A 17,816-nucleotide genomic window follows, 5' to 3' on the forward strand; every position below is an offset into this window, starting at 1 on the left:
CCCGTCAGTTCTTGTCGATCCCGCCCGGGTCGACGGCGTCGACCCGTCCCACCACGAGCCGGTTGACCCCCCACAGCACCAGCCCGACGGCCAGCAGGATCGCGGCGCGCAGGTAGACCTCGCCCTCCCGGCCGGTGATCGGCAGCGTCAGGAACAGGCAGCTCACCGCGCCCACCACCGGCATCCAGGTCGGGGCGCGGAAGTGCGCGTGCTCGACGCGCTCCCGGCGCAGCACCAGCACGCACACGTTCACCAGCGCGAACACGCACAGCAGCAGCAGCACGGTGGTGTCGGCCAGCCCGCCCACGTCGCCGGTGCTCACCAGGACCACCGCGATCGTGACCGTGAACGCGATCGCGACCCAGGGCGTGGCCCGGGTCGGGTGCACGATCGCGAACGGCGACGGCACGATCCGCTCCCGCGCCATCCCGTACACCAGCCGGGACGCCATGATCATGTTGATCAGCGCGGTGTTGCCCACCGCCAGCAGGGCGATCAGCGCGAACAGCTTGGGCGGGAAGCTCAGCCCCGCGACCTTGACGACCTCCAGCAGCGGCCCGGTCGAGGTCCGCAGCGTCTCGGCGTCGACCAGCATGGTCGCGGTGAACGCCACCGCCACGTAGATCACCACGGTGATGGCCAGGCCGCCGAACAGCGCGGCGGGGAAGTCCCTGGGCGGGTTCTTGGCCTCCTCGGCCAGGTTGACCGAGTCCTCGAACCCCAGCAGCGCGTAGAAGGCCAGCGCCGTCCCGCCCAGCACGCCGAGGAAGGCGCCGTTGGCCGGGTGGAACTCCAGCGCCCGGCTCGGTTCGCCGTCCCCGCTGACCAGCGCGAACACCCCGATCACGATGATGACCAGCAGCCCGAACGCCTCGATCAGGGTGAGCACCACGTTCACCTTGATCGACTCGGAGATCCCGGCCAGGTTCACCAGCGTCACCAGCGCCAGGAAGATCAGCGCGCCCACCAGCGTCGGCAGCGACACGAACTCGGCCAGGTACTTCCCGCCGAACGCCCGCGCGGCCGCGCTCGCCGAGGTGATCCCGCTCATCATCACCGTGAACGCGACGATGAACGTCACGAACGGGATCCCGAACGCCTTGTTGGTGTAGAGCGCGGCCCCGGCCGCCTGCGGATACTTGCCGACGAGCTCCGCGTAGGCGGTGGCGGTCAGCGCCGCCAGCACGAACGCCACCAGGAACGGGATCCACACCGCTCCGCCGACCTCGCCCGCGACCTGCCCGACGAGCGCGTAGATGCCCGCTCCGAGGATGTCCCCGACCACGAAGAGCATGAGCACCTTGCGCCCGATGACCCGGCGCAGCCCGCCCTCGAGCTGCCTCGGATCGACTTCCGTCTGCGTCATGCACGCTCCCTCGTCCGATTGGAACGTGCAGTACCCACGAAGCGCGTACTTATCATCACCTTCGGTGACACCCTCCCCCCGCCTCCGCGCGACCAACGGCTGTCCTCGGGAGCGCTCCGCGGCCGCGGTCAGGGCGAACTCGGTGTGCGGGCCCGCTCGCTCAGGGGCCTCAGCGACCGTGGGACGGGTTCCCGCCGGGTGCGGGCGGACGTGGCCCGGGTTGAGGGCAGGCGTATGGGCGCCTTCAGCGTGTGGGGTGCTCGGCGCTCACAGGGCATGGCTGTGAGGCCCCGGGAAACGGGGCCTCACGGCGGCGGCTTCTGGCGGCTTCTAGGTGTCGATGCGTTCGATGTCCAGCTCGGCGGCGCCGGCGGTGATGAACTCGCGGCGCGGGGCCACCTCGCTGCCCATGAGCAGGTCGAAGATCTTGGCGGCGTCCTCGGCGTCCTCGATGCGGATGCGGCGCAGGATGCGGTGGCGCGGGTCCATGGTGGTCTCGGCGAGCTGGTCGGCGTCCATCTCACCGAGGCCCTTGTAGCGCTGGACGGGCTCCTTCCAGCGCATGCCGCGGCGCTCGAACTCGACGAGCTTCTTGCGGAGCTCGGCGTCGCTGTAGCAGTAGACGTACTTGTCCTGGCCCTTCCTGGGCTTGATCAGCTCGATGCGGTGCAGCGGCGGCACGGCGGCGAAGACGCGGCCGGCCTCCAGCATGGGGTGCATGTAGCGGTACATGAGCGTGAGCAGCAGGCAGCGGATGTGCGAGCCGTCGACGTCCGCGTCGGCCATCAGGATGATCCGGCCGTAGCGGGCCGAGTCGAGGTCGAACGTGCGGCCCGAGCCGGCGCCGATCACCTGGATGATGGCGGCGCACTCGGCGTTCTTGAGCATGTCGGCGACGGACGCCTTCTGCACGTTCAGGATCTTGCCGCGGATCGGCAGCAGCGCCTGGAACTCGGAGTCGCGGGCCAGCTTGGCGGTGCCCAGCGCGGAGTCGCCCTCGACGATGAACAGCTCGCTGCGGTCGTCGGTGGTGCGGCAGTCGACCAGCTTGGCGGGGAGGGCGGAGTTCTCCAGGGCGTTCTTGCGGCGCTGGTTGTCGCGCTGGGTGCGGGCGGCGATCCGGGTCTTGGCGGCGCCGACGATCTTCTCCAGCACCGCGCGCAGCGGCTGCTTCCGGCCGCGCGAGGGGTTGTCGAAGATGGCCTTGAGCTCGCGGCCGACCACCTGGGACACGATCCGCGCGGCCGCGGAGGTGCCGAGGACCTCCTTGGTCTGGCCCTCGAACTGCGGCTCGGGCAGGCGGACGGTGACCACGGCGGTCAGGCCCTCCAGGACGTCGTCCTTGATGACGTCCTCGTCGCCGTTCTTGAGCAGCTTGGTGGCGCGCAGCTGGTCGTTGATCACGCGGATCAGCGCGCGGTCGAAGCCGCGCACGTGGGTGCCGCCCTTGGGCGTGGCGATGACGTTGACGAACGACTTGGTGATGGTGTCGTAGCCGCTCCCCCAGCGCAGCGCGACGTCCACCTCCAGGTCGCGTTCGACGTCGGTGGGGACCAGGTGGCCCTGGTCGTCCAGCACCGGGACGGTCTCGGTGAAGTGGCCGCGGCCCTGGATCCGCAGCACGTCGACGAGCTCGGCGTCCTTGGCGAGGTAGGTGCAGAACTCGCTGATGCCGCCGTCGAAGCGGAAGGTCTCCTCGAGGACCTCCTCGCCGCGCTCGTCGCGGACGTCGATGGTCAGGCCGGGGATGAGGAAGGCGGTCTGCCGCATCCGGTCGAGGACCTGGGCCTGGTCGACGGTGGCGCCCTTGAGGAAGATCTGCATGTCCGGCCAGAACCGGACGCGGGTGCCGGTGGTCGTGCGCGCCACCTTGCGCACCTGGTGCACCCCGGAGCGCTTCTTGAAGCGGGCGTTGGGCCGGCCGGCCTCGGCGAACTCGCCGGGCAGCCCGCGGCGGAAGCTGATGGCGTGGGTGGCGCCGTTGCTGTCGACCTCGACGTCGAGGCGGGCCGACAGCGCGTTCACCACCGAGGCGCCCACGCCGTGCAGGCCGCCGGAGGCGGTGTAGGACACGCCGCCGAACTTGCCGCCCGCGTGCAGCCGGGTCATCACCAGCTCGACGCCCGACAGCTTGGTCTTGGGATGGATGTCGACGGGGATGCCGCGGCCGTTGTCGCCCACCTCGAAGGAGCCGTCGGCGTGCAGCACGACGTTGATGTGGGAGCAGTAGCCGGCGAGGGCCTCGTCGACGCAGTTGTCGACGATCTCCCAGAGGCAGTGGGCGAGCCCACGGCTGTCGGTGGACCCGATGTACATGCCGGGTCGCTTGCGCACGGCCTCCAGGCCCTCCAGCACCGAGAGGTGCCGGGCGGAGTAGCCGTGCGAATCGTCGGTGGTCGCTTCAGCGGTCGCGGCGGTCAACGTGCGTGTGCTCCTCGGGGGTAGGACATTCGGCAGCAGGGTACCCCCATCCGCCGACGGCCCACGGGCAGGCTCGCCGCCCGTCTGTGCGAGCCGTGATCGAACATACTATCGAAGACGATCGTCACGGTACGCGTTTTCGCCCGGACGTGTCGCTCGCGGCCGCGGGACGATCCGGGGCTGAACTGGAGGATCGTCCACGTCCGCGGGCAGCGACACGCCGGTGCGCATCTCCGACTTTAGGAGGTGCCGCCCCGGTCCGTCCCGGTTCTACCGTCGTGTGCATGACACATACGATCAGCGCGGACGGGCTCCGGAAGCGGTACGGGGACGTCCGGGCCGTCGACGGGGTCTCGTTCGAGGTCCCCGAAGGCGAGTTCTTCGGCATCCTGGGGCCCAACGGGGCGGGCAAGACGACCCTTCTGGAGATCGTCGAGGGGTTGCGGGAGGCCGACGAGGGCGCGGTGTCGGTGCTGGGCCTGCCGCCGTGGCCGCGCAATCCCGGGCTGCTGCCGCGGATCGGCGTCCAGCTGCAGGCGTCCTCGTTCTTCGAGCGGCTGACCGCGCGCGAGCAGCTGCGCACGTTCGGCTCCCTGTACGGCGTGCCGCCCGCCAAGGCGGACGCGATGCTGGAGACCGTCGGGCTGGGCGACAAGGCCGACGTGCGGGTGGAGAAGCTGTCGGGCGGGCAGGCGCAGCGCCTGTCGATCGCGTGCGCGCTCGTGCACGACCCCGAGCTGGTCTTCCTGGACGAGCCGACCGCCGCGCTGGACCCGCAGGCGCGCCGCAACCTGTGGGACGTGCTGCGCGCCATCAACACCGAGGGCCGCACGATCGTCCTGACCACGCACTACATGGACGAGGCCGAGCTGCTCTGCGACCGGGTGGCGATCATGGACGCGGGGCGGATCCTGCGGCTGGGCGCGCCGGCCGCGCTGGTCCGCGACCTGGACGCGCCGTCCCGGATCAGCGTCGCCAGCGGGACCCTGGCCGCCGGGGACGCCGGGGCGCTGCCGGGCGCCGACGAGGTCTCCGACGACGGCGTGTCGCTGGTGATCTCCACCCGCGCGCCCTCGGAGGTGGTGGCGGCGATGGCGGCCCGGAACGCGCTGGACGGCGTGCAGATCCGCGGCGCCACGCTGGAGGACGTCTTCCTGGAGCTCACCGGACGGGAGTACCGCGCATGACCGGCCTGCAGAGCTTCCGGAGCTTGTCCCGGGCGATGGCGCTCGGGTTCGCCCGCGACCGCGGGGCGCTGTTCTTCACGATCCTGTTCCCGCTGATGTTCCTGGTGATCTTCGGCGGGGTGTTCGGGAGCCAGACCACCTCGAAGGTGGAGGTGATCCAGGTCGGGCCGTCGGCGATCCTGGACGGCGCCGTCGCCGGGGGCGGCGGCGAGCTGGCCAAGGTCCTGGAGGTGACCCGGAGCACCGACCGCGCGGCCGCGCTGGAGGAGGTCGCGAAGGGCGACGCGGCCGCGGTGGTGGAGCAGCGCGGCGGCGAGCTGGTGGTGCGCTACTCGGCGGCCGACACGGTGAAGTCCGGGACGGTCCGCGGGCTGATGAACTCGATCGTCCAGTCGGCGAACATCTCCGCGAGCGGGCGGCCGGCCGCGTACCGGCTGACGGTCGAGCAGGTGGAGGACGAGTCGCTCAAGGCGATCCAGTTCTTCACGCCGAGCCTGCTGGGGTGGGCGCTGGCGTCGGCGGGGGTGTTCGGGGCCGCGCAGACGCTGGTGACCTGGCGCACCAAGGGCATCCTGCGGCGGCTGCGGCTGTCGCCGGCCCCGGTCTCGGCGGTGTTCGGGGCGCGCGTCACGGTGAGCGTGGGAATCGCGCTGGTGCAGCTGGCGCTGTTCCTGCTGGTGGCGCGGCTGCCGATGTTCGATCTCCAGCTGCGGGGGTCGTGGTGGATGTGCGTGCCGATGGTGGTGTCGGGCGTGCTGGCGTTCCTGGCGATCGGGACGGTCATCGGGGCGTGGGCTAAGACGCAGGAGGCGGCGCAGACGGTGGGTCAGCTGGTGGTGCTCCCGATGGCGTTCCTGGGCGGTTCGTTCTTCCCGCTGGACGCCTCGCCCGGCTGGATGCAGGCCGTGTCGTACGCGTTCCCGCTGCGCTATCTGAACGAGAGCATGCTGGACGTCATGGCCCGTGACCAGGGGCCTTCCGCGGTCCTTCCGGAGATCGGCGTGCTGCTGGGGATCGCGGTCGCGGGAACATTCCTCGCGGTCAGGCTGTTCAGATGGGACGATGCGTGAGCCGGCGCTGTGATGTCGGTCACTAATTGGCCCATTCTGCTGTGGGCGTACGAAGAAACAGGTTGGGAACGTCAGCGTCGGGTTAGATGTTGTCCTAAGTACCGACCCCGAGCATGAGGAAGGTGCCGTGACTGGAGCCCTTGCCCCAACCAAGCCGTTGTCCGTCGCAGACCGCTGCGACCGCTGCGGTGCCCAGGCCTACGTCCGTGCAGTCCTTGTAGGCGGCGGCGACCTTCTGTTCTGCGCCCACCACGGGCGTAAGTACGCAGAGGCCCTCCGCGCCAACGGGGCCGACATTCACGACGAGACCGACAGGCTCAACGAAACCCCGGCCACCGCACCCGCAGACGAGCGGTAAGCCCTCGAAATAAAAGAATCCCGGAACGGCGGTCACCGGCGACGGTGGCCGCCGTTCACCCATTCCGGGATAAGCCCCGAAACCGTGCGGGGCGCACTTTCGATCGCCGTGTGCGATCGTGAAATCACGCAACGTGGTCAATGTTGAGGAGATCCAGGACAGGTGCTCATTCTGCTGCCGCCGTCGGAACGCAAGGCCGCCCCGGGGGACGGGCCGCCGCTCGACCTCGGCGGCCTGGCCTTCCCCTCGCTCAACCCCGTCCGGGAACGGGTGCTGAACGCGCTGGGCGAGGCGTGCCTGCGGGACGACGCGCCCGAGCTGCTGGCCCTCCCGGCCGGCCAGGCCGAGGAGGCGCTCACCCGCAACCTGGCGCTGCGGCGGGCCCCGACGCTGCCGGTCGCGCGGCTCTACACCGGCGTGCTGTACGACAACCTGGCGCTGCACGAGCTCGATCCGGAGCGCGCGGCCGACCAGATCATCGTGTTCTCGGGCCTGTGGGGGGCGCTGCGGCTCACCGACCGCATCCCGCCCTACCGGCTGGCGATGAGCGTGACGCTGCCCCCTGCGGGGAAGCTGGCCGCGCTGTGGCGTCCGGCGCTGCGGGAGGCCCTGGAGCCCGTCGCGGGCGCGGGGCGGCTGATCGTCGACATGCGCTCGGGGCCGTACGTCGCGGCGTGGAGGCCGGCGCGGGGGCAGGGTCCCGCGGTGACGGTGCGGGTCTTCCGGGAGCGCATGCTGGGGGGCGTGCCCAAGCGCACCGTGGTCAGCCACATGGCGAAGGCGACGCGCGGCAGGGTGGCGCACGACCTGCTGGAGGCCGGCGCGGCTCCGGAGAGCCCGGAGGAGCTGCTGAAGATCGTGGCGGGGCTCGGTCACACGGCGGAGCTGAACGGCGACAACCTGGACGTCATCCTGCACGCCTGAGGGGTGGGAGGTCCCTGAGGCGGGAGGTCTCGCGCAGGGGCGTCCTCAGACCGTGGTGATGTTCAGGTGGCGGCAGGCCTTGATGTACTGCCCGACCTCGTTCCCGCCGAGATAGCTCCACGGCAGGCTGCTGGGACGGCCGAAGGTGCGGAGCAGATGCTGGCGGGCGGGCCGGCGGGAGTCGGCCAGGTGGAACGCGGCGCCGAAGATGTTGTGCGCCTCGATCGTGCGCGGATGGGGCCGGGGGCCCTCGAACCAGCCGCGGGCGGCGGCCTCGACGTCCCGGCACTCCTCCGCCGAGAACCACCGGGACGAACCCCGGATGATCCCCTGGCGTTCCTGGACGAAATATTCGAAGTAGGCCAGCGGAAGCAGCGCCGACCGCGGATCCTCGCGGCCCGCCGTGCTCATCGCGACCCGGGCGAAGTCGAACATCTCCTCCGGCAGGCCGCCCCACTGCGGGGAGAGGCTGACCACGCGGGCAACGTGCGAGCCGTACAGCGTGGGACCGCGCCGGTACGCCTGCCGCCACAGCTCGTCCTTCTCCTCGCGGTCGGCGTCGAGGCCCAGGGCGAGCCAGAGCATCGCCTCCCAGGGGACGGGATCGCCCGGCCACAGCCTGGAGGCGTTCAGCAGCGGGTCGCGGGCCTTCTGCATCGTCTTGGTGTAGGCGGTGTAGCCGGCGGCCTGGACGGCCCGCGCCCGCGCGTCGGGCCGGATCCGCCAGGCCTCCTCGATCCGGGTGCGGCCCAGCCACAGCCACAGGTCCGGGTTGGAGGAGTCCTCGGCCAGCAGCGCCTCGATGTAGGAGCCGGAGCCGACGGCGGCCTTGGCCAGTGCCTCGACGCGCAGGGAGCGCAGCTCGGGGTCGTCGCGGGCCTCGGCCAGGGCGCGCGCGCCGACTCTCAGGTAGCGGTCGTGGACGGCGTCGACGGCTTGGTCGAGGACGGGATCCGACCAGGGACGTCCGCCGATCACATGTGTCGTGCGGGCGCGGACGGCGGTGGGCGCCCGGCCGGGCCTGTGCTGCTCCACCGAACCTCCATGTGCCCGGTCAAGCTCCATGAGTCCCATGCTGCGGAAGCGTAGGAAGGGGCACGGCGGCGCGCGCTACCTGGATGTAAATAGTGTGTTACATACCCCGAAGCATCTTTGACCTGGATATTTTCTTCCAGTCAAAGAAACCGGACGGCGGGCGCGGGGGCCCCTTCCCGCCTGCGGGAACATTCCCGAAACACGGCCGTGTTTAGCGCTTCCCGCGTCCCCGGCGGGCCTCCTCCGCACCCGTCCCGCGAGCGTCCGGATGCGGCCACGCTCCTGACCGCAAACGGCCAATGCCCCGGAAAAGGAGAAGACCACCCCGGCCTGTGCCGGAGTGGTCTCCTACCGCACGTTCCCGCCGTGCCTGCCGATCAGTCCACCTCAGTCGAGGTAGTCGCGCAGCACCTGCGAACGGGACGGGTGGCGCAGCTTCGACATGGTCTTGGACTCGATCTGGCGGATCCGCTCCCGGGTCACGCCGTAGACCTTGCCGATCTCGTCGAGCGTCTTGGGCTGGCCGTCGGTCAGGCCGAACCGCATCGAGACCACCCCGGCCTCGCGCTCGCTGAGGGTGTCCAGCACCGAGTGCAGCTGCTCCTGCAGCAGCGTGAAGCTGACCGCGTCGGCCGGGACGATCGCCTCGGAGTCCTCGATCAGGTCGCCGAACTCGCTGTCGCCGTCCTCGCCCAGCGGAGTGTGCAGGGAGATCGGCTCGCGGCCGTACTTCTGGACCTCGACGACCTTCTCCGGGGTCATGTCGAGCTCCTTGGCCAGCTCCTCCGGGGTGGGCTCGCGGCCCAGGTCCTGGAGCATCTGGCGCTGGACGCGGGCCAGCTTGTTGATGACCTCGACCATGTGCACCGGGATGCGGATGGTGCGGGCCTGGTCGGCCATCGCGCGGGTGATCGCCTGCCGGATCCACCAGGTGGCGTAGGTGGAGAACTTGTAGCCCTTGGTGTAGTCGAACTTCTCGACCGCGCGGATCAGGCCCAGGTTGCCCTCCTGGATCAGGTCCAGGAACAGCATGCCGCGGCCGGTGTAGCGCTTGGCCAGCGACACCACGAGCCGGAGGTTGGCCTCCAGCAGGTGGTTCTTGGCGCGGCGGCCGTCCTCGGCGATCCACTCGAAGTCGTCGCGGTCCTCCTCCGACATCGCGTGCCCGTCGGAGGCGAGCCGCTCCTCGGCGAACAGGCCGGCCTCGATCCGCTTGGCGAGCTCGACCTCCTGCTCGGCGTTGAGCAGGGGGACCTTGCCGATCTGCTTGAGGTAGTCCTTGACCGGGTCGGCGGTGGCGCCGGCGGCCGCGATCTGCTGGGCGGGGGCGTCCTCGTCGTCGTCGCCGAGGACGAACGCCTCCTCGTCGGTGCCGGACGGCTTGCCGCTGGGGCCCTTGACCGGGGCGCGGACCGTCGTCGCGGCGGCGGGCTCCTCCTCGGCCGGCTCCTCGGCGTCGGCGGCCGAGTCGTCGGAGTCCTCGACCACGACCAGGTCGTCGCCCTCGTCGAGCTCCTCGAGGTCGTCGAGGTCGGTGACGTCGACGTCGTCCTCGAGCTCGGGGTCGTCGGCGGCCTTGACCGGGCCCTTCTTGGCCGGTCCGGCGCCCTTGGCGGCGGCCGGGGCGGCCTTCTTGGCCGCGGGCTTGCGCGGCTCGGACTTGGCGGCCTCGCCCTTGGCGGCCTCGCCGCGGGCCGGCTCCGGCTTCTTCGGCTTGCCGGCGGCCGCGCCCTTGCGGGCCTCGGCCTTACGGGCCAGAGTGGCGGGACTGGGCGCGGCGGGGCGGGCCGGGGCCTCCTCGGCACCGTCGTCGACGACGGCGGTCACCGTGGTGGGCTGCTCCTTGGCCGCCGCGGCCGTCTTGGGCTTGCGCGCCGCCGGCGCCGCGCGCTTGCGCGAACGCTTGGGCGCCGCTGAGTCGGCAGCGCTCACCATGACGGTCACACCCTCCTTGCTGAGGCTCCGCAGGATGCTGGAGGCCTTCGACACGGGGATGTCGGCCTCCTCGAACGTACGTCGTACGTCGTCGGCGTCGAGGTAACCCTGGGACCGTCCACGCTCGATCAGTTGCGCGATGACGTGCTCGTGCAGATCTGACGCTTTCGAGGTCGAGCTAGCAGGCGACACAAATACCTCTCGAACGAACGTGTGGCTTGGTTGACCCAAGTGCCCTGACGGGCCCGGCCTCACACGGGGTGGGACCACACACTGGGCGGGCCACCCTGTGCGGGACCGCAGCGTACCCGCTTCTTACTAGGGTCAAGCATTCTGGCACTGCTGCGCATTCCGCATTCGATGTCCTGCCCGGTAACACACCACCTTAGAGGGCGCCGGGCTGTCCTTCGTACGGACGGTGCCGTCTTCGGGACCTCTTCCGGCCCTTCCGGGGCCGGCCTCGGCGCCGCCCCGGCGGTCTTCACACGGGTCACACGGGCTTCGGCGGGACGTGCAGGGCAAGCACGGTCACATCGTCCACTTGCTCATATCCCGCAAGCATCCGATCGACCAGGAAGTCGACGAGTCTCTCCGGATCTCCTACCACTTCAGGTGGGGCGTCGGCCGCGACCGCGACCAGTTCCTCCAGACCGGCGTCCACCCCACGCCTACGGTTCTCCACAAGTCCATCGGAATAGAAGACCACAGTGTTGCCGGTCTCGATGGAAAAACTTGTCTGCTGTCGCTGGGAGGGCCAGCCGAGCGGGGTCCCCGGCTCGAGCCCGCTCACCCTGGCGGGAGAGTCCGCCGAGATCAGCAGGGGCGGCGGATGGCCGGCGTTGCTGAAGGCGCCGTGCCCGGTCTCGGGGTCGATGACCGCGTAGGCGACGGTGGTGAACTGCTCCTCGTCCTCGGTGGCGGAGAAGAGCCGGTCGAGCCCGGCCAGCACGGCGGCCGGGCGGGGGTCGTTGAGGGCCAGGGCGCGCAGGGCGTTGCGGACGCGGCCCATCCCGGCCGCGGCGAGCACGCCCTTGCCCATGACGTCGCCGACGGCCACGGCCAGCCGGTCGTCGGGGAGGCGGAACACGTCGTACCAGTCGCCGCCGACCTGGACGTGCCGGGTGGCGGGGTTGTAGCGGGCGGCCAGCACCATGCCGGGCAGCTGGGGCAGGTCGCTGGGCAGCAGGCTGCGCTGGAGCTCCTCGGCGGTCTTGTGCTCGCGCTCGAACAGCAGCGCCCGCTCCACCGCCAGCGCGCACTGGCCGGCCAGGGCCTCCAGGAAGACCCGCTCCTCCTCGGTGATCTCCCGGGGCCGGGTGAAGGAGAACCGCAGGGCGCCGATGGGGGCGCCCGCGGCCAGCAGCGGCAGGCCCACCCAGGCGCGCTCCTCGGTGTGCTGGGTGAACAGCCCGGCCTCGTCGCGGCCCAGCTGGAGCCGGAGGCTGTCGGGGTGCTCGGCCAGGAACGGCCGGCTCTCCCGGACCGCGACCGACATGACGGTCTGGTCGCTGACCTTGATCTCGTCGCGGGAGGACGGGCGCGACTCGGGACGGCTCTCGCCGCCGGGCGGGGACGGGGTGACCACGCTCAGCCGCAGCTTGTCGTCGTCCAGCAGCGCCACCGCGGAGTAGTCGGCGCCGATCGCCGACCGGCCCACCTCGGTGATCACCTGGACGACCTGGCTGACGGTCAGCGCCTCGGCCAGCATGGAGGTGGCCTGCTGGAGCCGCGCGGTGCGCAGCGCCGCCGCCGACAGCTGCTCGGTGAGCCGCCCGCGCATCTCCTCGGCCTCGCGCTGGCCGGTGACGTCGGTGTTGGCGCCGACCCACTCGATCACGGTGTCGGCCCGCCAGATCGGCACCGCCCGCACGTCGAAGTGCCGGTACTGGCCGCTCTTGGTGCGGATCCGGTAGTTGGTCTCGAAGACCCGGTTGTCGGCGACGCACTCGCGCCAGATCGCCTCGATCCGGGGCCGGTCCTCGGGGTGCACGACGGCCAGCCAGCCGCCGACCGCGTAGTCGTCGGGGGTCTGCCCGGTGATCGACCGCCATTCGGGCGCGTCGTCGATCACGCCGCCGTCCGGCGAGGCCACCCAGACGACCTGGGAGCTGGCCTCCACCAGCGAGCGGTAGCGCTGCTCCTTGCGCCGGATGACCTCCTCGGCGCGGCGGCGCTCGGTGACGTCCAGCGCGGTCAGCACCACCCCGGCGGGGCCGCCGTCGGCGCCGCGGACGGGCAGCCAGGCGCACGACAGCACGCGGGTTCCGGCGGCCACGGTGGTGGCGGGCGGGCCGGGGACCGGCACGGGCGGCTCGACGACCGGCGCGGGCGGGTTCTCCTGGCGCGGCCGCGGGACGGTCAGGTCGGCCTCGGGGATGGGCCTGTCCTCGGCGAGCACGGTGCGCAGCGCGGTCTCGAACGCGCCGGCCAGGTCGTCGGGCAGGAACTCGTGGGGGCGGCGCTGCCGCGGATCGGCCCCGGGGACGCCGAGCAGCTCGGGCAGCACGGCGTTGGCGCGCAGGCAGCGCAGCCCGGTGTCGAAGAACGCCAGGCCCGCCGGGGCCTGCCTCATGAGGGTGGCGTACAGCGCTGCGTCGGTCGCTTCCATATCCGCCGGTCGATCGGTCGCTTCCATGGGCTGGCCCTCCACCCCGGAGATCCGGGGATGCGGAACGGACGTATCGGTGCTCATCGGCAACACCTCCGCCCCAGGGGGTCCCGTACCGCGCGGCAAGTCTTCATCACTATGAGTGAATGGGAGCAGGCTAACGCTCCCGCCTCCATCACAACACCGGTCGGAGTCAAGTACTCATCATCCCGATGGTTCGCCGCCGACGGAAGACCCGGGGCAACCTCGGCCCGCGATTCCCGGCGGCGTTCCCGGACTGGGCCGCCGTACCGTCGGAGCTCCCGCCGGAAACGGCGGCGGCCGGGAGGCGTCCGGGCGGACGGCGAGTACGTGATGTTACGGCTCCGGGGCGCCGGACGCGGGGACGGCGCGCCCGTTCGGCGAGTTCCGGACAGAACATTCATGACGCATCGGGGTGGGCGGTGGCCGGCGAACGCCTACTTCTTCGCCTTGGCGGCCTTGGCCGCGGCCTTCGTCTCCTGCTTGAAGGCGCGCACCTCGGCGAGGGAGTCGGGGCCGGTGATGTCGGCCACGGAGCGGTGCGAGCCCTCCTCGCCGTAGTCGCCGGCGGCCTCCCGCCAGCCCTCGGGGCGCACGCCGTACTGCTTGCCGAGCAGGGCCACGAAGATCTGGGCCTTCTGCTTGCCGTAGCCGGGGAGGGCGTTGAGCCGCTTGTAGAGCTCCTTGCCGTCGGCGGCGTCCCGCCAGATCGCCTCGGCGTCGCCGTCGTAGTGCTCGACCAGGTACCGGCACAGCTGCTGCACCCGCTTGGCCATCGAGCCGGGGTAGCGGTGCACCGCGGGTTTCTCCGACAGCAGCGCCGCGAACCGCTCCGGGTCCTGGGCGGCGATCTCGGCGGCGTCCAGGTCGGTGGCGCCGAGCCGCTCGGCGATGGTGTACGGGCCGGAGAAGGCCCATTCCATCGGGATCTGCTGGTCGAGCAGCATGCCGATCAGGGCGGCGAGCGGGCTGCGTCCCAGCAGCTCGTTCGCCTCGGGACGCTGCGCGAGGTGAAGCGTGATGGCCATGCGCCCCAGCTTAGATCTCACCGATTCCTTACGCGGGCGTCCCGGGCATGGTGGTCAAGCCGCGGCGGTGCTCGAATGGAGGGGTGAAGCGAAGAGGCGCCGCGGACGGCGCCGCAGAAGACGCGGAGACTCCGGGGACGCGGGAGACTCCCGGGACACCGGAGACGCGCGCGGACGGCACACCGGTGGGACGGCGTGTCGTGCTCGGCATGCTGGGCCTGGGCGTGGCAGGGGTCGCCGTCGGGGCCTCGCTGCAGAAGGGCGTGAACCGGGCGCTGGCGCCCATCGGGCAGATCGGCGGGGTGCTCCCCGCGGCCGGGAACGGGTTCCGGTTCTATTCGGTCGTCGGCAGCGTGCGGCCGCGCCCGCCGGCGCAGTACCGGGTCACGGTGACGGGGCTGGTGCGGGGCGAGCGGTCGTTCAGCATGGCCGACCTGGCCGCGCTCCCCCAGACGCGCCTCACCCGCGACTTCCAGTGCGTGACCGGGTGGCGGGTGCCCGAGGTGATGTGGGCGGGGGTGGCGCTGCCCGACCTGCTGGACGCGGTGGGGGTCTCGCCGCGCGCCCGGGCCGTGCGGTTCACCTCCTTCGACGGGGTCTACACCGAGTCGCTGACGCTGGACCAGGCGCGCAGGCGGGACGTGCTGGTGGCCACGGAGATGCTCGGCGCCCCGGTCACCCACGACCACGGCGGCCCGGTGCGGCTGTTCGTCGGCCCCATGTACGGCTACAAGTCGCTCAAGTGGCTGGGCGGCATCGAGCTGACCGACCGGGTCGTCACCGGGTATTGGGAGCGGCGCGGCTACGACGTGGACGCCTGGGTCGGCCGGTCGAACGGACGCGACGATGCCCCGACGTGACATGCCCCGGCGCGAGATGCCCCGGCGCGGCCTGCTGGACCGGTTCTCGCGGGCGGAGCGGTCGATCCACCACGTCACGGCCCTGCTGATGCTGGTGTGCCTGGTCACGGCGGCGCTGCTGTACGTGCCGGCGCTGGCGTCCGCGGTGGGCCGCCGCGACCTGATCAAGCCGCTGCACATCTGGGCCGGGTACGCGCTGCCGGTGCCGGTGCTGCTGGGGCTGCTCTCCCGGGCCTTCCGGGCCGACCTGCGCAGGCTCGACCGGTTCGGCCCGCACGACTGGGAGTGGCTGCGCCGCGGCGACCGCCGCGCCGTGACCGGCGCCGTTCCCCGTGCGGGCTCCGAGGCCGCGCTCCCGCGCGGGGTGATCCCGGTGGGCAAGTTCAACCCGGGGCAGAAGCTGAACGCCGCGTTCACCGCGGGCGCGATCCTGGTCATGCTCGGGACCGGCACGATCCTGACCTTCCCCGACCCCTGGCCGGACCGGTGGCGGACCGGCGCGACCTTCGTCCACGACTGGCTGTTCCTGATCATCGTGGTGGTGACGCTGGGCCACCTCTGGTACGCGCTGCGCGACCGCGGCGCGCTCGGCGCCATGGTCACCGGGCGGGTCGACCGCGCCTGGGCGGCCCGCCACCATCCGGGCTGGCTGGACGAACTCGACCGCCGGAACCGGACGGCCGCGGAACGCGCGGGCGAATCCTCGGCGAATCCGGCGAGGACCGGGCCGGACGGGTCTTGACACTCACGGCAGAAGCGCTGGAATGAGACATCGAGGCGAGGTCGGGCGGCACGTCCCACCGGGCCGGGAACGGACCGGCGCGTGCCCGGCCGGGCCCCGCCCGCCCCCGGCGGTCACCCCGTACCGCCGGACCCTCGGGCTCGGAGGCGCGTTGATGCCTGCTGTCATGACCGAACGGCGTGGCGAGGTCCGCCGGCTTCTCTCCGGCCGGCTCGCCGCGGAGTTCGCCACCGTCACTCCCGATACCGTCGAACGCTGCGTCGCCGACGTCCAGGCGTGCGTGGCGCACCTGGGCCTCGAGCCCACCCCCGCGCTGGTGGAGCGGATGGCCAGGGAGCACCTGGTCGGGATGGTCAAGTCCGAACCGCCCTCGGGACGGGTCGCCGGGCCCTGACCGGGCCGGCGGGGCGGATTCGGGGCGCCGTTGCGGTTCGGGGCCTTTTGTACTACGGATGGAAGACCGTCCGCGGTTGCCTTCCGTCCCATTTCGGCCTCCCCGCGATGTCCTGGACGAGGACCGGCGCCGGATCTGAGAAGCTAGTGACGTGAGTCCCCGCAGCCGCCGCCGTTCCTCCGGGGATCCCGCCGGGGACGGACCGCCGCCCTCGGACGAGGTTTCCGCGATCTTCGACGGGATGCTGCGCCACGCGCGCGAGCTGCTGGCGGTGCGCAGCCCGCTGGACGCCGAACTGATCGTCAGCGAGATCCTGGGCTCCTGGTGGGGACGGCGGGTGCCGGGCGGCGACGTCGAGGAGATCATCGGCGAGGCGCTGGTCGACCACGCCGCCGGCGTCGGCACCCCGGCCGCGCTGGCGCTGCTGACGGGCATGGCCTACCTGGGCACTCCGCGGCAGGCCGCCAAGGCCGAGCGGGCCGCGCTGGCCCTGATGGAGCGCGGTGTCGCGCGTCCCGGCTGGGCCGACCGGGTGGGCATGGTCGTCCCCGAGGAGTGCCACGTCTCCCGCGACGTCTACGGCGACCAGGACTCGATCATCTGCACGTACACCTACGGCGGCCGCGACCGGCACGCCCTGGTCGTCCTGGTCGACCGCAACCGGGCGGGCGCGGTCCAGGGCATGGCCCAGGGCGGCGTCTACGGCGGCGTGCAGGGCGCCGTGCTGCACGCGGGCGGCGGCGGCCCGGCGCCGACGCGGTCGCTTGAGCCGCCGGCCGCCGCGGAGGGCCGGACGCGCCCGCCGGCCGGCGGCATGGTCCGGGACGCCTGGGTCTCCTCGCAGGTCGACCGGCTCCTCGACCACTGCCGCCGGGAGGGCCGCAGCAACCCGCTGATGCGGTTCGAGCAGCTCGACCCGCGCGACACGCGGGCGGTGCTGCAGCGCGCCCTCGACTTCACCGACGACACCCCCGACCCGCCGGTCAACGAGAAGTTCGGGGCCTACCACGCGTTCGTGCGGGCCCGGGTGAGCTCGCTGCCGCCCGGCGGCCGGCTCCCCCAGCCCCCGGTGTACGGCCGCGACCGGCGCGCCGAGATCGCCATCCGCTTCCTGGCCTCCGACGAGGCCGAGGACCTCTCCGACCGGTCGGCCGCCGGCCGCTGCGTCGACCGGATCATCGACTACGGCTGCGCGCACGACTTCGGCCGCCCGCTGCGGGTCAGCCCGATCAAGTGCGAGATGTTCCTGCTGGACTGGCTGCCGCGCAAGGTGCTGCTGTCCCCGACCGAGCAGGAGGCGGTGCCGCACGTGCTGGCCGCCTGGGTGCGCTGGGCGGGACGGCGGACCGGGCTGCCGGAGGAGGGCGTGCGCGCCACCCTCGACGCGGTCTGGGACGCCACCGCCAAGTTCGCCGAGGCCTACCGCGACCCGTCGGCGTTCGGGCTCGACCGCGACCTGGTGGCGCGGCTGCTGCCCGACGGCGAGCTGGAGGCGCTGCCCCGGCGCGCCTTCGCGCTGCCGTTCCTGTCGGGACGGCACCGCCTGTCCGGGCGGCACGGCTCGATCGACCTCGCCACGCTCGACCCCGCCGATCCCGCGGACCGTAGAATCCTGCTGGAGTTCGAGCACCCGGGCGCGACGGAGGCGCACCTGGACGCCCACGAGCGGCTCGCCGGCCGGCTGTGGAACGGCGACCCGCCGCAGCTGTGGGAGACCGCGCAGGCGATGCTGGACGTCGGCTTCGAGCGGCACGAGATCCTGCACCGGCTCATGGACGTGATCGACGGTTGCGCCGGCGATCCGGCGGAACTGAGGAGGGCGCTGGGGGTTCTGCGGCACTCGGCGCCGCCCGAGTGAGCGGATCCG

The 17,816-nt window shown here is 72.0% G+C and carries 14 protein-coding genes; 8 read left to right on the forward strand and 6 right to left on the reverse strand.

Annotated elements, in window-relative coordinates; all coding sequences use genetic code 11:
* Positions 1 to 4: 4 nt before the first annotated feature.
* On the reverse strand, positions 5 to 1,366 hold the full coding sequence (locus tag ACZ466_RS06845) for an APC family permease (protein ID WP_378285986.1): 1,362 nt from the start codon (positions 1,364 to 1,366) through the stop codon (positions 5 to 7).
* Positions 1,367 to 1,696: 330 nt separating this feature from the next.
* Positions 1,697 to 3,787 (reverse strand): DNA gyrase/topoisomerase IV subunit B, encoded by a 2,091-nt coding sequence (locus ACZ466_RS06850; protein WP_378285987.1) that lies wholly within the window; start codon positions 3,785 to 3,787, stop codon positions 1,697 to 1,699.
* Positions 3,788 to 4,071: 284 nt separating this feature from the next.
* On the opposite strand from ACZ466_RS06850, the gene ACZ466_RS06855 reads away from it, so the two are divergent.
* The 4 genes from ACZ466_RS06855 to ACZ466_RS06870 all read left to right on the forward strand — a co-directional run bounded on the left by ACZ466_RS06855 (position 4,072) and on the right by ACZ466_RS06870 (position 7,326).
* The gene (locus ACZ466_RS06855) at positions 4,072 to 4,974 is read left to right on the forward strand and encodes an ABC transporter ATP-binding protein (protein ID WP_378285988.1); all 903 of its coding nucleotides are present in this window, start codon (positions 4,072 to 4,074) and stop codon (positions 4,972 to 4,974) included.
* Complete coding sequence (locus ACZ466_RS06860; protein WP_378285989.1) at positions 4,971 to 6,044, forward strand: ABC transporter permease; 1,074 nt, start codon at positions 4,971 to 4,973, stop codon at positions 6,042 to 6,044. The genes ACZ466_RS06855 and ACZ466_RS06860 overlap by 4 nt, the downstream gene beginning before the upstream one ends.
* A gap of 127 nt (positions 6,045 to 6,171) precedes the next feature.
* Entirely contained in the window at positions 6,172 to 6,402 is a 231-nt protein-coding gene (locus ACZ466_RS06865; RefSeq protein ID WP_378285990.1) for a DUF7455 domain-containing protein, read from the forward strand.
* Between the two features lie 162 nt (positions 6,403 to 6,564).
* Positions 6,565 to 7,326 (forward strand): YaaA family protein, encoded by a 762-nt coding sequence (locus tag ACZ466_RS06870; protein ID WP_378285991.1) that lies wholly within the window; start codon positions 6,565 to 6,567, stop codon positions 7,324 to 7,326.
* A gap of 45 nt (positions 7,327 to 7,371) precedes the next feature.
* On the opposite strand, the gene ACZ466_RS06875 is transcribed toward ACZ466_RS06870, so the two are convergent.
* The 4 genes from ACZ466_RS06875 to ACZ466_RS06890 all read right to left on the reverse strand — a co-directional run bounded on the left by ACZ466_RS06875 (position 7,372) and on the right by ACZ466_RS06890 (position 13,953).
* The gene (locus ACZ466_RS06875; RefSeq protein WP_378285992.1) at positions 7,372 to 8,361 is read right to left on the reverse strand and encodes a hypothetical protein; all 990 of its coding nucleotides are present in this window, start codon (positions 8,359 to 8,361) and stop codon (positions 7,372 to 7,374) included.
* A gap of 387 nt (positions 8,362 to 8,748) precedes the next feature.
* Positions 8,749 to 10,488 carry an RNA polymerase sigma factor gene (locus ACZ466_RS06880; protein WP_417281732.1) on the reverse strand — a complete coding sequence of 580 codons (1,740 nt, stop codon included), beginning with the start codon at positions 10,486 to 10,488 and terminating at the stop codon, positions 8,749 to 8,751.
* Between the two features lie 298 nt (positions 10,489 to 10,786).
* Positions 10,787 to 12,904, reverse strand: coding sequence for a SpoIIE family protein phosphatase (locus tag ACZ466_RS06885; protein WP_464043030.1), 2,118 nt, complete (start codon positions 12,902 to 12,904; stop codon positions 10,787 to 10,789).
* Between the two features lie 458 nt (positions 12,905 to 13,362).
* Positions 13,363 to 13,953 carry an HhH-GPD-type base excision DNA repair protein gene (locus ACZ466_RS06890; protein WP_378285994.1) on the reverse strand — a complete coding sequence of 197 codons (591 nt, stop codon included), beginning with the start codon at positions 13,951 to 13,953 and terminating at the stop codon, positions 13,363 to 13,365.
* A 185-nt stretch (positions 13,954 to 14,138) separates the two neighbouring features.
* Here ACZ466_RS06890 and ACZ466_RS06895 point away from each other — a divergent pair, with 185 nt between their 5' ends.
* From ACZ466_RS06895 to ACZ466_RS06910, 4 genes are all read left to right on the forward strand, one after another.
* Positions 14,139 to 14,813 carry a molybdopterin-dependent oxidoreductase gene (locus tag ACZ466_RS06895; RefSeq protein WP_378285995.1) on the forward strand — a complete coding sequence of 225 codons (675 nt, stop codon included), beginning with the start codon at positions 14,139 to 14,141 and terminating at the stop codon, positions 14,811 to 14,813.
* Positions 14,800 to 15,555: a cytochrome b/b6 domain-containing protein gene (locus ACZ466_RS06900; RefSeq protein WP_378285996.1), complete on the forward strand. Its 756-nt coding sequence runs from the start codon at positions 14,800 to 14,802 to the stop codon at positions 15,553 to 15,555. Before ACZ466_RS06895 ends, ACZ466_RS06900 begins: the two co-directional genes overlap by 14 nt.
* Before the next feature lie 166 nt (positions 15,556 to 15,721).
* Positions 15,722 to 15,949 carry a hypothetical protein gene (locus ACZ466_RS06905; RefSeq protein WP_378285997.1) on the forward strand — a complete coding sequence of 76 codons (228 nt, stop codon included), beginning with the start codon at positions 15,722 to 15,724 and terminating at the stop codon, positions 15,947 to 15,949.
* A gap of 241 nt (positions 15,950 to 16,190) precedes the next feature.
* Entirely contained in the window at positions 16,191 to 17,807 is a 1,617-nt protein-coding gene (locus ACZ466_RS06910) for a hypothetical protein (RefSeq protein WP_464044006.1), read from the forward strand.
* Positions 17,808 to 17,816: the final 9 nt, after the last annotated feature.

It is taken from the genome of Actinomadura rugatobispora, from assembly GCF_055379765.1.

What these genes read in the sequence shown, in the direction of transcription:
- ACZ466_RS06845 (WP_378285986.1), bottom strand. Translation starts at nt 1,366, where the DNA reads ATGACGCAGACGGAAGTCGATCCGAGGCAGCTCGAGGGCGGGCTGCGC.
- ACZ466_RS06855 (WP_378285988.1), top strand. Translation starts at nt 4,072, where the DNA reads ATGACACATACGATCAGCGCGGACGGGCTCCGGAAGCGGTACGGGGAC.
- ACZ466_RS06860 (WP_378285989.1), top strand. Translation starts at nt 4,971, where the DNA reads ATGACCGGCCTGCAGAGCTTCCGGAGCTTGTCCCGGGCGATGGCGCTC.
- ACZ466_RS06885 (WP_464043030.1), bottom strand. Translation starts at nt 12,904, where the DNA reads ATGGAAGCGACCGACGCAGCGCTGTACGCCACCCTCATGAGGCAGGCC.
- ACZ466_RS06890 (WP_378285994.1), bottom strand. Translation starts at nt 13,953, where the DNA reads ATGGCCATCACGCTTCACCTCGCGCAGCGTCCCGAGGCGAACGAGCTG.
- ACZ466_RS06900 (WP_378285996.1), top strand. Translation starts at nt 14,800, where the DNA reads ATGCCCCGACGTGACATGCCCCGGCGCGAGATGCCCCGGCGCGGCCTG.
- ACZ466_RS06905 (WP_378285997.1), top strand. Translation starts at nt 15,722, where the DNA reads ATGACCGAACGGCGTGGCGAGGTCCGCCGGCTTCTCTCCGGCCGGCTC.
- ACZ466_RS06910 (WP_464044006.1), top strand. Translation starts at nt 16,191, where the DNA reads ATGCTGCGCCACGCGCGCGAGCTGCTGGCGGTGCGCAGCCCGCTGGAC.